The organism is Rufibacter tibetensis (assembly GCF_001310085.1).
GTDB lineage: Bacteria > Bacteroidota > Bacteroidia > Cytophagales > Hymenobacteraceae > Nibribacter > Nibribacter tibetensis.
Window position 1 is genome coordinate 571,989 of the sequence record NZ_CP012643.1, and the last position, 13,425, is coordinate 585,413.

Below are 13,425 nucleotides of genomic sequence, written 5' to 3' on the forward strand. Positions count from 1 at the left end.
CCCTTTTCAAGAAAAGGGGCATAAATCTTAAGTTCTCCCAGTAAAGGCACTACGTTTTGTAAATCATTTTTAATTCTTTGCTCCACCCTTTAACACAATTCGCATGGCACATCCCATTCTAGATCCGCAAGACCTGCTTTCTTTAACCAGGGAAAAGGAGATTGTTCTGATTGATGCCAGGCAAGGACCTCAGGCGTTTGAACAGTACCAGAAGGAACATCTGGAAGGTGCCCTCCATGCGGATTTAGAGAAAGACTTAGCGAAGGTTCCGCAAGATGCAGCTAAAGGCGGAAGGCATCCCCTGCCCACCCTACAGGAATTTGGCGCTTATTTGGGGTCCTTGGGCATTACCCCTTCTACCCACGTGGTTATTTATGATGACAAGAACGGAACAAATGCGGCCTCCCGGTTTTGGTGGATGCTGAAAGCTGTAGGGCATGAAGAAGTCCAGGTTCTGGATGGCGGCTTGCAGGCTGCTTTGCAAGCTGGTTTTCCTGCCAGCGACACACTTCCAACACCCAGAACTGCGCCTTCCTACCCTGTTACTACCTGGCAACGCCCTATGGCTGATCTGGAGGAAGTGGCAAAGGTTGCCCAAGACAAAAACCATTTGGTTATTGATGTGCGGGATGCTTACCGGTATTTAGGGGAAAGCGAACCCATTGATCCGGTGGCAGGGCATATACCTGGAGCAACCAACATTCCGCTGACCGGAAATTTACGACCTGATGGCCGTTTCCTTTCATCGCAGGAGCTTCAGGAAAAATATGGTGCAGCCTTGAAAGAGGTAAACCCAGAGAATGTCATTGTGCATTGTGGTTCTGGCGTCACGGCTTGCCACACTTTGCTGGCTCTGGAAAGTGCCGGAATCAAAGGAGCTAAACTGTACGTTGGTTCCTGGAGTGAATGGTGCCGGAACGACCAGCCTATTGGAGTTGGTGAGGAAACACAACGGTAAAGCTGGGTTACCCCCTCAACTTAGGTTCATGTCATTTTAAGCCTACCTTGGCATAAATGCATTTAAAACAGAAAGGCCGCCTCTGATCAGAGGCGGCCTTTCTGTTTGGGTTATTTAAATCTTCTATAAGTGAATGATTGGATCAGCGTTTCCGTCTGGATCACCCTTCACGTAACCACTAATGGCTGGGTTTCCACCTGTCATGAGCATTACTCCTGCTGCGTGCGGAGTAGCCATAGAGGTACCACTAATGGTGTTATACCCTCCATCCTTCCAAGTTGACTGAACACTAACCCCAGGAGCACAAAAATCTACCGGCGGGTTGCCATAGTTGGAGAAAGATGCCCACGTATCTGTGCTGTTCATGGCCGAGATGGTGTACACGTTCAACCCATTGGCTCTGGCCGGAGAATGGTTATTGGCATCATCGTTTTCGTTTCCGGAGGCCAGGCAGAAAATAACGCCACCCTTGGCTGCGTTTATTACCGCATTATCTAGGGTGGTAGAGACACCACCACCTAAGCTCATGTTGGCAACATCTCCTGGTTTTCCGTTTGCAGCCACATAGTCAATTCCAGCTATTACGCCAGAAGTTGTGCCGCTACCGCGTGCATCTAATACTTTAACCGCTACAACGGTGGCATTTGCCGCCACCCCTACTACGCCTATGGAATTATTGATGGCCGCAATGGTACCTGCCACGTGGGTACCATGTCCATTTCCGTCATCTGCTGAACCAGCATCTTTACCAGAAGTAAACACAGTCATGCTGCGTGCCACATCTACTTTCAAATCTGGGTGGTCCAGGTCAATTCCAGAGTCAATCACCCAGGCAACTTTACCGGTTCCATCGCCAGTACCCACACGGGCAATTCCGTAAGGAGTTACCTGAGCGGGTTGGGTAGTTCCGCCGCCAGTTGGCTTGCCTAAACTGATTACCTTGTCTGGCTCTACATAGGCTACGCGCCCGTCACGACCTAACTTTGCTGCTTCATCTGTTGTAAGCTCAACGGCAAACCCCTGGATAGCTTTTCCGAAAGATCTTTCAACCGCCTCAGGATTGATGCCACGTTCCCGTAGAATCTGCTGACCGAAATTTTTCACCTGACGTAATCTCTCTGGGTAAGAAGCATTTGCTGCTAAACGCAAACCGCTCCCTGACTTCAGAACCACAATGTATTTTCCAGCTATGATAGCGCCACTGTTAGAAGAAGCAACAACCTCTTCTGGCTGCACAGCTTCTTCTGCCTGCTCGCAGCTTTGGAATGTACAAGATGAAGCTATCAAGGCAGCTCCAATTAAGAATTTGAACGAGGAGATGGTACGGTACTTTTTGGTCATGAGAAAATGGTTTTGTTTGTTAGGTTGGAATTGGGGCATACATCGAAATGAATGGTAACGAATATAGATACAAGAAAAATAACTACCAATAGTTATTCTATGAATCTTTCAACTACTTAAACCGTATAGAGCGCTTTTATATTAAATTTTCCTATTATTAAAACTCATTAAACAAGCTGAAAACTGTGATTTTATAATATAGAAGGCAGTTTTACAAAGAAATAAGGAAGGTTTCACATTCCACTTTTCCGGCTTTGAAAACAAATCAAAAGGTAACTTCGCTCCTTCTTTTTAAGAAATAATCTTCTCTTTTTAGTTTTACTAAGGTAATAAGGGTCAAAAAAACATAAAAATGAAGACAAAGCATTCTGTGTCATTAACTTATATAAAGATATCCTTAGGGATATTGCTTACCCTACTAGGGGCTTGCGGCCAGAGACAGGAGAAGCCAGCACAAGCCAATACTAATGCCCCCGCTCCTACTCCCGTCCCTACAATCCTCACCCAGGACATGGTGGTGGATACGCTTACCGCTTATGGGCAGGCCCACCCAAATGACACCCTGGTTCTGATCAGTACTCCTAAGGGCGATATTAAAATCAGATTATACAAAGACACTCCTCTGCATCGGGCCAACTTTGTCCGGCTTGCCAATTATGGGTTCTTTGACAAAACCGTCTTCTTTAGAGTAGAAAAGGATTTCATGATCCAGGGCGGAAGGTCAGATTTTCAGACCATGAAGATTGGTTCGTATAAAATTCCGGCAGAGATAAAGCCTCATTATTTCCACAAGCGCGGCGCAGTGGGCATGGCCCGGTACGGAGATGACCAGAACCCAGAGCGCATGTCTTCAAACAAAGACTTTTACATTGTTCAGGGCCACAAGCTGCCCGATTATGAACTACAGGCCAACATCAAAGAGTTCAACCTGAACCTGACACCCGCTCAAAAACGGGTGTACCGTACCCAAGGCGGCGCTCCTAATTTGGACCAAACCTTCACGGTAATTGGAGAAGTGATAGACGGTATTGAAGTGGTAGACAGCATTGCCGCTGTACCGGTAGACCAGACCAAATGGCCCATCAACGATGTAGGCATGAAAGTTAAAGTGATCAGGTAGGTTAAACTTCAATTAACCTTAAACAAAAACGCACCTCAAAAATGAGGTGCGTTTTTTATGGTGTTTTGCCAAAAGGCTTAGAAACAGATCTTACCAAATATGCACCCGCTCTGCGTCTGGACGGTACATTTTGTTTCCCGGACCACAACCAAAAGCTTTGTAGAACTGCGGCATGTTAGACAACGGACCGTTGATTCTGAACATAGCCGGAGAGTGCGGATCTGTTAACACCTGCTGGCGTAAAGCGGCTTGGGTAGAGTTGTTCCGCCAGATCTGCGCCCATGCCAGGAAGAAACGCTGGTCTGGGGTGAATCCATCAATTTTACCTACGTTCTTGTTCGCGATGGCTTTCTGCAGGGCACTGAAGGCGATGTTCAAACCTCCTATATCAGCTATGTTTTCGCCCATGGTGAGTTTACCGTTCACAAACACACTATCTAACGGCTGGTAAGCGCTGTACTGACGGTCTACTAAGTCTGTACGCTCCTTGAACTTGGCTTTGTCTTCGGCAGTCCACCAGTCGCGCAGGTTTCCTTCATGGTCAAACTGGCTGCCCTGGTCATCAAAGCCGTGGGTTAATTCGTGGCCAATTACGGCACCCATACCGCCGTAGTTCACGGCATCATCGGCTTTAGGATCAAAGAATGGCGGCTGAAGAATTCCGGCCGGAAACACAATCTCGTTCATGCTGGGGCTGTAGTACGCATTCACCGTAGGCGGCGTCATTCCCCACTCGGTGCGGTCTACCGGCTGACCCAGTTTTGACACGTTGCGGCGGTAATTCCACTGCGCTGCGTTCATCATGTTCTGCAGGTAGGAGGTGCGGCTGATGTTCAGGCCAGAATAGTCTCTCCATTTGTCTGGATACCCTATTTTCACAGCAAAGGCATTCAGTTTGGTGAGGGCCTGCTGTTTGGTGGTTTCACTCATCCAATCCAGGTTTTTTACGTGCTCCTGAAAAGCGGCCCGAAGGTTATTCACCATCTCCAGTGCTTTCGCTTTTGCTTCTGGCGAGAAGGTTTTCTCTACATAGGCCTGTCCCAAAGCTTCACCGATGGTAGCATCGGTTGTATTCAGAATACGCTTCCAGCGCGGCTGCATGGCTTTGGCGCCGCTCAGGAACTTGTTATAGAAGTTGAAATTCTCCTGAACAAAGGCCATGGGCAGATAGTTGGCGGTACTGCGTACCAGGTGCCAGCGCAGATAGGTTTTCCAATCGGCTACAGGCACAGAGGCTAGCATGGCGTTCGCTTCTTTGAAGAACTCTGGCTGAGCCACAATCATTTCCTTAGCCGCCTTCGCGTTCAGGTTGGTGAGCATTGAACTCCAGTTGAAGTTCGGGGCCAGTTTCTGCACCTCAGCAATGCTCATCTTGTTATACGTGGCATACGGATCACGCTGCTGCACACGGCTCATAGAGGCTTTGGCCAGACGGGTTTCCATGGCTACTACCTTGGCAGCGTTCTGACGGGCTTTGGCTTCTGAGTCGCCTAAAAGTTGGAACATGCGGCTCACATGGCGCTCATATTCCTCTTTCACGCTTTTAGAACGGGCATCAGTGTTGAGGTAGTAATCACGGTCTGGCAAGCCCAAACCACCCTGCCTAATGCTGGCAATGTGCTGGGTGCTGTTCTTACGGTCCTGGCTTACCCCAAACCCGAACAAAGCGCCGCTTCCCATCATCTTTTGGTGGGCAAGGGTTTGCAACAAAGTTGTGCGGTCTTTAATGGCGTTGATACGATCCAACTCAGGTTTCAATGGCGTAAGCCCCGCCTGTTCAATTGCAACTGAGTCCATGCCCGCAGCATAGAAATCGCCTACCATTTGCGTGCTTGATCCCTTGGCGGCATTGGTCTGCGCCACGGCGGCGTCTACCACCGCCCGTAGAGCGGCATTGTTGTTATTGGCTAGTTCATTGAAACTGCCCCAACGGTACTCGGCCGCCGGTACCGGATTGTTTTTCAACCATCCGCCGTTCGCAAACATGTTAAAGTCCTCACAGGGCGAAACACTGCGGTCCAGGTTTGCCATGTTCAGCCCTACCCCTTTTACCTCAGGCTCAGACTGACTTACTGCCGGTGTTTCTGTAGTAGCCGTTTGCTGTACGGCTGGTTTGGAGCAACCGGCGGCCACTACCCCACTAAAGGCAGAGGCCAGCCATAATAGATTTCTTTTCTTCATAAAGATGTAATTGATTGACAACAAGTTGACTCTTTTGAATCCTTATTGAATAGCAATATAAAAATGCTAGGTCCTGAAAGCAAGAAAAACAAACAAACGCTTGTAAAACTTACCTGATGACCTTTCAGAAACGCAGGACAAGGCACAGGTATTCTACCCACTCCCTCTATGTTCAATTTAACAGAGAAAAAGGTTTTTAGCAGGTGATTTTGGAAAACAGACCTAAATCGTAACTAACTCAAAGGAGCATGGTCTGTCTCGCGCCATTCATAGAAGGTGGCGAAATGCTTGGGATGCAAAGGGAGGTTCATGTACCGGGCGTACACCAGAGTAAAGCAGGCCCCAAAGAAGAAGATCATCGCTGAATAAAAGATAAACAACAGCAACACCACAATGGAACCGGAGGTAGCGTAAAGCGAACCCAGGTCACTGTTGATCAACACCCGCGCCAGGACCATCTTGCCTAACAGAAACAGTAAGGCTGTAACGGTGGCCCCCACCCAAACCGCCTTTTTAGGCATGTGGGCAAAAGGCAAAAACCGGAAGATGATGGCAAACCAGGTAGTCTCTACCAGAAAACCAAAGGCCCGGTTTAGGACCTGGATGAGGCGAAGTTGAAAATGCTCATCCACCAGCAGGTAATGATCATTCAGAAAAGCGATGGAAGCATCCATTACCAGAAAGGCAAGGAACAGCAACCCACTTGAGAAGATAATGAGCAATGCCCTGAACCGGTTGCGCAAGGCCCCTCGCAAGTGCTGGTGCCCCCGCACTTTAATGCTCCAGAGCTGGTTCAAAGAGTTCTGGATGACAGTAAATAAAGTAGTGGAAACAAACGTCAGGAACAGGAAACTGAAGGCAGCTGCCCACCCGTTGCCCTGCAAATCCAGAAAGTTGGTTAAAATTAGTTCTATCTGGCCGGCCACATCCTCCCCTACCAGGCCTCTTAGTTTTTCAAACAGCTCACCCGTAATAAGGGCATCATTGAAGAGGACTCCTAATAAGGAGATAACCAGAATGAGTGTAGGCGGAAGCGCAAAAAGAGTAAAAAACGCCGCCGAAGAAGCCAGCCGGAGCGGATCATTCGCCCGGAACAAATTAAAAGCATCCTTGAAAATCTGCAGCGCCGGCTGCAATGTGTAGACAAGTTGGGAAGGCATACTACTAATCATCTCGCCCCATTACGTAAAGAACCGTTTCAAAGCCGATTTTCAGAAAAGAAAGGGAAAACATCCTGAAAACTTATCAAGAATATACATCTACTTGCTAACACCTTCCTTTTAAAATTCACGTTCCTAGCCGAGCAGGATATAAGTTTCAGATTACAGCAGTTCTTTGGCCGGGTCCCAGAAATGCTTCTCAAAATTTACTACCTGTCCGTCTTTCACCTGCACGCCCTCGCGCTCCAGGTACTCCTGCATGGCATTGGGAGACTCAAAGTGCTGTTTACCGGTAAGCAAGCCGTTTCGGTTCACCACCCGGTACCCCGGAAGGCTGGACACTCCGTTTTGGTCATGAGAGGCAATCAGGGCCCAGCCTACCATTCTGGCCGAACCTTTAGAGCCCAGGTACGCCGCAATGGCACCATAGGAAGTGACCCGGCCCGGCGGAATAAGTTTCACCACTTCATAGACATCCTGGAAGAAATTGGTTCTTTTCTCTGCGGCATTTGAGGTAGGCATACGGGTGCTTTTAGGGTTATTTTTCAAAAAAGAGGCTGAAAGGGCAATGACTGTATTTTTTTCTAGGCTTTGGTTAAACCTTCGCCTTGTTTTTAGGTCTAAATTCTAAAAATAGCCAAAAAACGAGATAAATTTACTCGCTACTGTTCAGGAGAGGCTTCTAAGCTCCTTCTGCGGTGGTTTATTCCTGTTTATAGTATCCCCTAAATCCGACTTCGGAATGAAGAATTTAAGTTGTTCCCCCATACAGGCCCAGCGCCTTTCTCCCCTTCAGGAGATACTTTCCCACTCAGTTCCCAACCTGTTTGTCTTAATTTTATAACCTTTCTGGCAGGAGAAATGGGGGCGTAAGTTCTGCTGATACGTTGGGCTTACCCACCTCTTGGGCTAACAGGAACAAAGTACCACCGGCTTAGAGTTATTCCTTCTGCACATTCAATTACTACACCTTAAACAAAACTACTACTACACCCTGTTTCACATCAAAAGAAAGTATTCAGTACCACCATTACTATGAAAATAAAACACATTGTTTATGCGCTGCTCATTATAGGTTTAGGGGCTTTGGTTTATTACCGTATTTCCAGCAATAAAGAACAAGCTGGAGCTGGTGGACCAGGCGGCGGCGGAAAAGGTCCGGGCGGACCTGGTGGCGGTCCTGCCATGCGGGTAAGTGGGGTGGTAGCCACGCCGCGGGAGTTCGCGAATTCCCTTTCAGTGACCGGCTCTATTGAGGCAAATGAACAGATACAAGTACGCGGGCAGGTTTCTGGGTTGGTGCGCAGCATCAATTTCCAGGAAGGCAGCAACGTACGCAAAGGACAGGTCTTGGTGAAAATTGATGACTCAGAACTTCGCGCCCAACTGGCCCAGGCCCAAACCAGACAAACGCTGGCTGCGGAAAACGAAAGACGCGCACGCCTGTTGTTAGAGAAAGAAGCCATTAGCCGCGAAGAATACGATGTGGCTCGTGCCGAACTGAAAACCGCTCAGGCTCAGATTCAACTAGTGCGGGCGCAGTTAGCCAAAACTTCCATCACCGCTCCGTTTGCAGGCAAAGTTGGCTTAAGAGCAGTTTCTGCAGGAAGTTTTCTGTCTCCAGAAACGGTGGTCACCAATCTGGTCAGCATCAATCCTATCAAGATATCTTTTGCCGTACCAGAGAAATACGCAGCTCAGGTGAAACTCAATACTGAGATCACCTTCACTGTGGCTGGCACCCAAGAGAAATACAAGGCCAAAGTGTACGCCATTGAGCCCAGCATTGAAGCTACTACTCGCACCCTGCAATTACGTGCCCGGGCCGATAACTCCAGCGGAAAGCTGCTGCCAGGTTCTTTTGCCAACATTCAGTTGCCGCTAACGGTTATCAATGACGCACTCCTCATTCCAACCCAGGCGGTAGTTCCGGTACAAAACGGAAAGAAAGTTTTCATTACAGAAAACGGCAAAGCCAAAGAAGTGATGATTGAAACCAGCACCCGCACCGAAAAAGATTTACTGGTCACTTCCGGCCTGAGCGCCGGTGACACCGTTTTAACCACGGGTATCATGTCTTTGAAAGCAGGAAGCCCAGTAAAGGTTGCCCTGGCAAAGCAGTTATAATTTAGATTCCATTTACAACATGAGTTTATCCACCACCAGTATAAAACGGCCCGTCTTCACGATCGTGCTCAATCTGCTCCTGATGTTGTTTGGGGTAATTGGGTACACGTTCCTGGGCGTACGGGAATACCCGTCTATTGACCCGGCCATTGTGTCTGTGAGCACCAGCTATTCGGGTGCCAACTCTGACATCATTGAATCTCAGATCACAGAGCCTCTGGAAAAAGCCATTAACTCCATTGACGGTATCCGGAACATTTCCTCCTCCAGTAACCAAGGCCGTAGCAACATCAACATTGAGTTCAACCTGGAGAAGAACCTGGAAGAAGCCGCCAATGACGTGCGCGACAAAGTATCACAGGCGGTAAGAAGCTTGCCAGAGGATATTGATGCCCCGCCGGTAGTTTCCAAAGCCGATGCTGACTCAGAGCCGATTATCACCATGACGGTACGTAGCGCCACCCGTGACGCCCTGCAGCTTTCTGACTACGCCGATAATGTGATTTCTCAACGCTTACAAACCATTCCGGGTGTGAGTAGCATCCAGATCTGGGGGCAGAAACGCTACGCCATGCGCTTGTGGCTTGACCCAATGAAATTGGCCTCATACGGCTTAACCGTAGGCGATGTACGTACCGCGCTGAACCGCCAGAACGTAGAATTGCCCACTGGTAAAGTAAGCGGAAGCAACACCGAATTGACTGTTAGAACCCTCGGGAACCTGTCAAATGAACAGCAGTTCAATGACCTCATCATCGCATCCACGGGTGAAACCATCACGCGTTTTAGTGACATAGGACGGGCCGAATTAGGTCCCGAAAACCTGGAAACCAAAATGACAGAATCTGGCGTGCCCATGGTAGGGATGGCCATTATTCCGCAACCAGGCACGAACTATCTGGAGATTGCCGGTAACTTCTATGACCAGTTTGAGAAACTCAAGACGGATGTCCCTAAAGACATCCAGCTGGACATTGTCATGGACAACACCATCTTCATCAAGAAGTCAGTGACCGAGGTAGCCGAGACCATCCTGATTGCCTTGGTGCTGGTAATCCTCATCATCTACCTGTTTTTCCGGGACTGGGGCATTGCCTTCCGTCCCTTGATTGATATTCCGGTATCGCTTATCGCCACGTTCTTCATTATGTACCTGGCGGGCTTCTCCATCAATGTATTGACTTTGCTGGCCATTGTACTGGCAACGGGTCTGGTAGTGGATGACGGGATTGTGGTAACAGAGAACATCTACAAGAAAGTGGAAGAAGGCATGTCTCCTATTGAGGCTGCCATCAAAGGCTCCAATGAGATCTTTATGGCCGTTATCTCCATTTCCATTACGTTGGCGGCGGTGTTCTTGCCGGTAATCTTCCTGGAAGGTTTCGTGGGTCGTCTGTTCCGGGAATTTGGGGTGGTGATTGGTGCCGCCGTGTTGATCTCGGCGTTTGTGTCTTTGACCTTAACCCCCATGCTGAACGCCTACCTGATGAAAGGCGGCGAGCAGAAGAAATCCAAATTCTACAACTGGACAGAGCCTTACTTCCAGAAGATGAACAGCAGCTATGCTGAGGCTCTGGCGGGGTTCATGAAACGGAAATGGCTCAGTTTCCCTATCATCTTCGCCTGTTTGGGATTGATCGTGCTGTTCTATACCACGCTACAGAAAGAGACAGCCCCGTATGATGACCGTGGCATGCTGCGCGTGATGGCCACTGCCCCAGAGGGTGCCTCTTATGAATACATGGATCGGTTCATGACCGAATTGTCTCAACTGGTAGATGACTCCATTCCTGAGAAACAAGTGAATCTGGTGATTACCTCTCCTGGGTGGGGCGGTTCAGGCTCCGTGAACAGCGGGATGATGCGTTTGGCCCTGAAACCGCAGGAAGAACGGAAACGCTCGCAGAAAGAAGTAGCCGATCATTTGACAAAACTGACCCGTCGCTACCCAGAGGCTCGTACCAACGTGATTCAGCAGCCTACCATCTCAGTAAACCGCCGTGGGGGGCAGCCTATTCAGTACATTATTCAGGCGCCAAACTTCCAGAAATTACAGGAAAAAATTCCGCAGTTCATGGAAGCCGTGAGCAATGACCCTACGTTCACCCAATCAGATGTCAACCTTAAGTTCAACAAACCCGAGATCAACATCACCATTGACCGCGAGAAAGCTCAAAGCTTAGGCGTGTCAGTAATTGATGTTGCACAGACCCTGCAGTTGTCGTTAAGCGGCCAGCGTTTCGGGTACTTTTTGATGAACGGACGCCAATACCAGGTGATGGGTCAGTTTGACCGCCCAGACCGCGATGATCCCATGGACCTGACCTCACTGTTTGTTCGTAGTTCCACCGGTCAGTTGATCCAGTTAGACAACCTAGTTACTTTGGAGGAGCGCAGCAGTCCGCCGCAGTTGTACCACAATAACCGGTACTTGTCGGCTACAGTATCTGCGGGTTTGGCGCCAGGTAAAAGCATTGGCGATGGTATTGAAGCCATGGACCGTATCAGAGACCAGGTGCTGGATGAAACCTTCTCCACTGACTTAGGCGGGGAATCACGCGACTTTGTGGAAAGTGGCTCCAATACGTCGTTCGCCTTCGGATTAGCGTTGTTGCTAATCTACCTTATTCTAGCTGCCCAGTTTGAAAGCTTCGTTGACCCGTTCATCATCATCCTGACCGTACCTATGGCGGTGGCTGGTGCCATGCTGTCTCTGTGGCTCTTTGGGCAGACCTGGAACATCTTCAGCCAGATCGGGACCATCATGCTGATTGGACTGGTGACCAAAAACGGTATCTTGATTGTGGAATTTGCGAATCAGCTGCGCGAGGAAGGCAAGTCTAAAATGGACGCCATCCTGGAAGCTTCTGAAGCACGTCTGCGCCCAATTCTAATGACCAGTTTGGCTATTGCTTTGGGTGCCTTGCCTATTGCCTTAGCCTTGGGAGCCGCTGCCCAAAGCCGGATGGGCATGGGAATAGTGATTGTGGGAGGAACCATTTTCTCCCTTGTGCTTACCTTGTTCGTTATTCCTGCCATTTACTCCATGTGGTCTAAAGAACGCAAACATTACCCAGAGTTTGATCACATTGAAGAGTACGAAAAAGCGGTTGCCCACTAATTTTCTGTTTGAATTACATCCTTTATGTTAAAATATAGATTTGGTCTTCTGAGTTTTTTCCTGATCTCACTGCTCTTCGGGGTAAGTGAGGTTAGGGCTCAAGAGGTTCTTACCCTTGAAGAGGCCGTCAGGATAGCGCTTGAAAGAAACTATGACATCAAGCTGTCTGCCAATGACGAGCGTATAGCCCAGAATAATGTAAGCCGCGGAAACGCCGGCATGTTGCCCAACGTTACCGGCAACTTAACCAATAACAACTCTATTCAGAACAGTACCCAGACCCGCTCAGACGGGCAGGTAAATGAAGTAAGCTGGGGTCAGGGTTCTACCCTGAATTACGGCGTGGGCTTAAATTGGACCGTATTCAACGGGTTTGCCATGTTTGCCCGTTACGAGCAGTTGCAGGAACTGGAAAAATTAGGCGAAACTAACCTGCAGCTAACCATTCTTACCCGCGTAGGTGATGTTATGAGCACGTTTTATGAACTGGTGCAGCAGCAACACCAGCTCAGGGCGTATGACACGGCTATTACTCTTTCTCGTCTGCGGGTAACCACCGCCCAAAACCGATTTGAGATTGGCAAGGCTGCCCGCCTGGAAGTTCTTAATGCACAGGTAGACTACAACACAGACACTACCAACCTGCTGCGGCAACAGGAGTTGTACCGCAACACCCAAATCAGAATGAACGAACTGTTGGTGCGTGATGTAAACACCAAGTTTAGTGTGCCAGATATCATCCTCATTGATGATCACTTGACGTTGGAGGGATTGTCTTCTCAGGCTGCCCAAATGAACCCGTCGTTGAAAGCCGCCGTCCTGAACCGCAGAATTGCCGAGCTGGATGCGAAACAGGTGAGAGCCGCCCGTCTCCCGGTAATTGGGGTGAACACCGGTTACAACTTCAACCGAAACCGATCAGCGTTGGGTTTTTCTACCCTTTCCACGGGAAACGGATTAACCTACGGCGTATCTGCCTCGGTGCCTATCTTCACTGGTTTCAATCAGCGGCGTAATGAGCAGAATGCCAACATTCTCATCAACAGTGCCCAATTGCAGTTTGAGCAGGTGAATCAGAACATCAATGCCCAATTAGCGTCAGCCTACCAGACCTATCTGACGAACCTGAGCTTGGTACGGTTGGAGGAAAATAACCAGCGCATTGCCCGCCAGAACTTAGACATCACCATGGAGAAATTCAGGTTGGGTAGCATTACCACGGTAGAGGTGCGTGACGCGCAGGTGAACTTTGTGAACGCTACCGTGCGGTACAGCAATGCCCAGTATCTGGCTAAAATTGGCGAAGTAGCCTTAAAAGAGATTGCGGGTACGTTAACCCTTTAATTGAATCAAGTTTACAAAGCGTTTCGGGGCGGTTTTCACAAAACCGCCCCGAAACGCTTTTCTTTTACGCTCT

General features: G+C 49.0%; 9 protein-coding genes. 5 read left to right on the top strand and 4 right to left on the bottom strand.

The features are described 5' to 3' along the window. Nucleotides 1-103: 103 nt before the first annotated feature. A complete protein-coding gene (locus DC20_RS02160; RefSeq protein WP_062542324.1) occupies nt 104-958 on the top strand; it encodes a sulfurtransferase in 855 nt (284 codons plus the stop codon). A gap of 123 nt (nt 959-1,081) precedes the next feature. Here the strand turns inward: DC20_RS02160 and DC20_RS02165 are convergent, their stop codons facing one another. Beyond that, the gene (locus DC20_RS02165) at nt 1,082-2,299 is read right to left on the bottom strand and encodes a S8 family serine peptidase (protein WP_062542325.1); all 1,218 of its coding nucleotides are present in this window, start codon (nt 2,297-2,299) and stop codon (nt 1,082-1,084) included. A gap of 352 nt (nt 2,300-2,651) precedes the next feature. Between DC20_RS02165 and DC20_RS02170 the strand changes: the two genes are divergently transcribed. Then, complete coding sequence (locus DC20_RS02170; protein WP_083470216.1) at nt 2,652-3,419, top strand: peptidylprolyl isomerase; 768 nt, start codon at nt 2,652-2,654, stop codon at nt 3,417-3,419. A gap of 90 nt (nt 3,420-3,509) precedes the next feature. Here DC20_RS02170 and DC20_RS02175 read toward each other — a convergent pair whose 3' ends face one another. From DC20_RS02175 to DC20_RS02185, 3 genes are all read right to left on the bottom strand, one after another. Then, on the bottom strand, nt 3,510-5,600 hold the full coding sequence (locus tag DC20_RS02175) for a M13 family metallopeptidase (protein WP_062542326.1): 2,091 nt from the start codon (nt 5,598-5,600) through the stop codon (nt 3,510-3,512). Nucleotides 5,601-5,833: 233 nt separating this feature from the next. Then, nucleotides 5,834-6,760, bottom strand: coding sequence for a YihY/virulence factor BrkB family protein (locus DC20_RS02180; protein ID WP_169788148.1), 927 nt, complete (start codon nt 6,758-6,760; stop codon nt 5,834-5,836). A gap of 162 nt (nt 6,761-6,922) precedes the next feature. Then, nucleotides 6,923-7,282 carry an MGMT family protein gene (locus DC20_RS02185; RefSeq protein ID WP_062545752.1) on the bottom strand — a complete coding sequence of 120 codons (360 nt, stop codon included), beginning with the start codon at nt 7,280-7,282 and terminating at the stop codon, nt 6,923-6,925. Nucleotides 7,283-7,795: 513 nt separating this feature from the next. On the opposite strand from DC20_RS02185, the gene DC20_RS02190 reads away from it, so the two are divergent. From DC20_RS02190 to DC20_RS02200, 3 genes are read left to right on the top strand one after another with little or no spacing between them, the layout of a single operon-like run. After that, nucleotides 7,796-8,887 carry an efflux RND transporter periplasmic adaptor subunit gene (locus tag DC20_RS02190; RefSeq protein ID WP_062542328.1) on the top strand — a complete coding sequence of 364 codons (1,092 nt, stop codon included), beginning with the start codon at nt 7,796-7,798 and terminating at the stop codon, nt 8,885-8,887. A gap of 19 nt (nt 8,888-8,906) precedes the next feature. Next, nucleotides 8,907-12,008, top strand: a complete 3,102-nt coding sequence (locus DC20_RS02195; protein WP_062545753.1) for an efflux RND transporter permease subunit — start codon at nt 8,907-8,909, stop codon at nt 12,006-12,008. Nucleotides 12,009-12,032: 24 nt separating this feature from the next. Further along, on the top strand, nt 12,033-13,352 hold the full coding sequence (locus DC20_RS02200; protein WP_062542329.1) for a TolC family protein: 1,320 nt from the start codon (nt 12,033-12,035) through the stop codon (nt 13,350-13,352). Nucleotides 13,353-13,425: the final 73 nt, after the last annotated feature.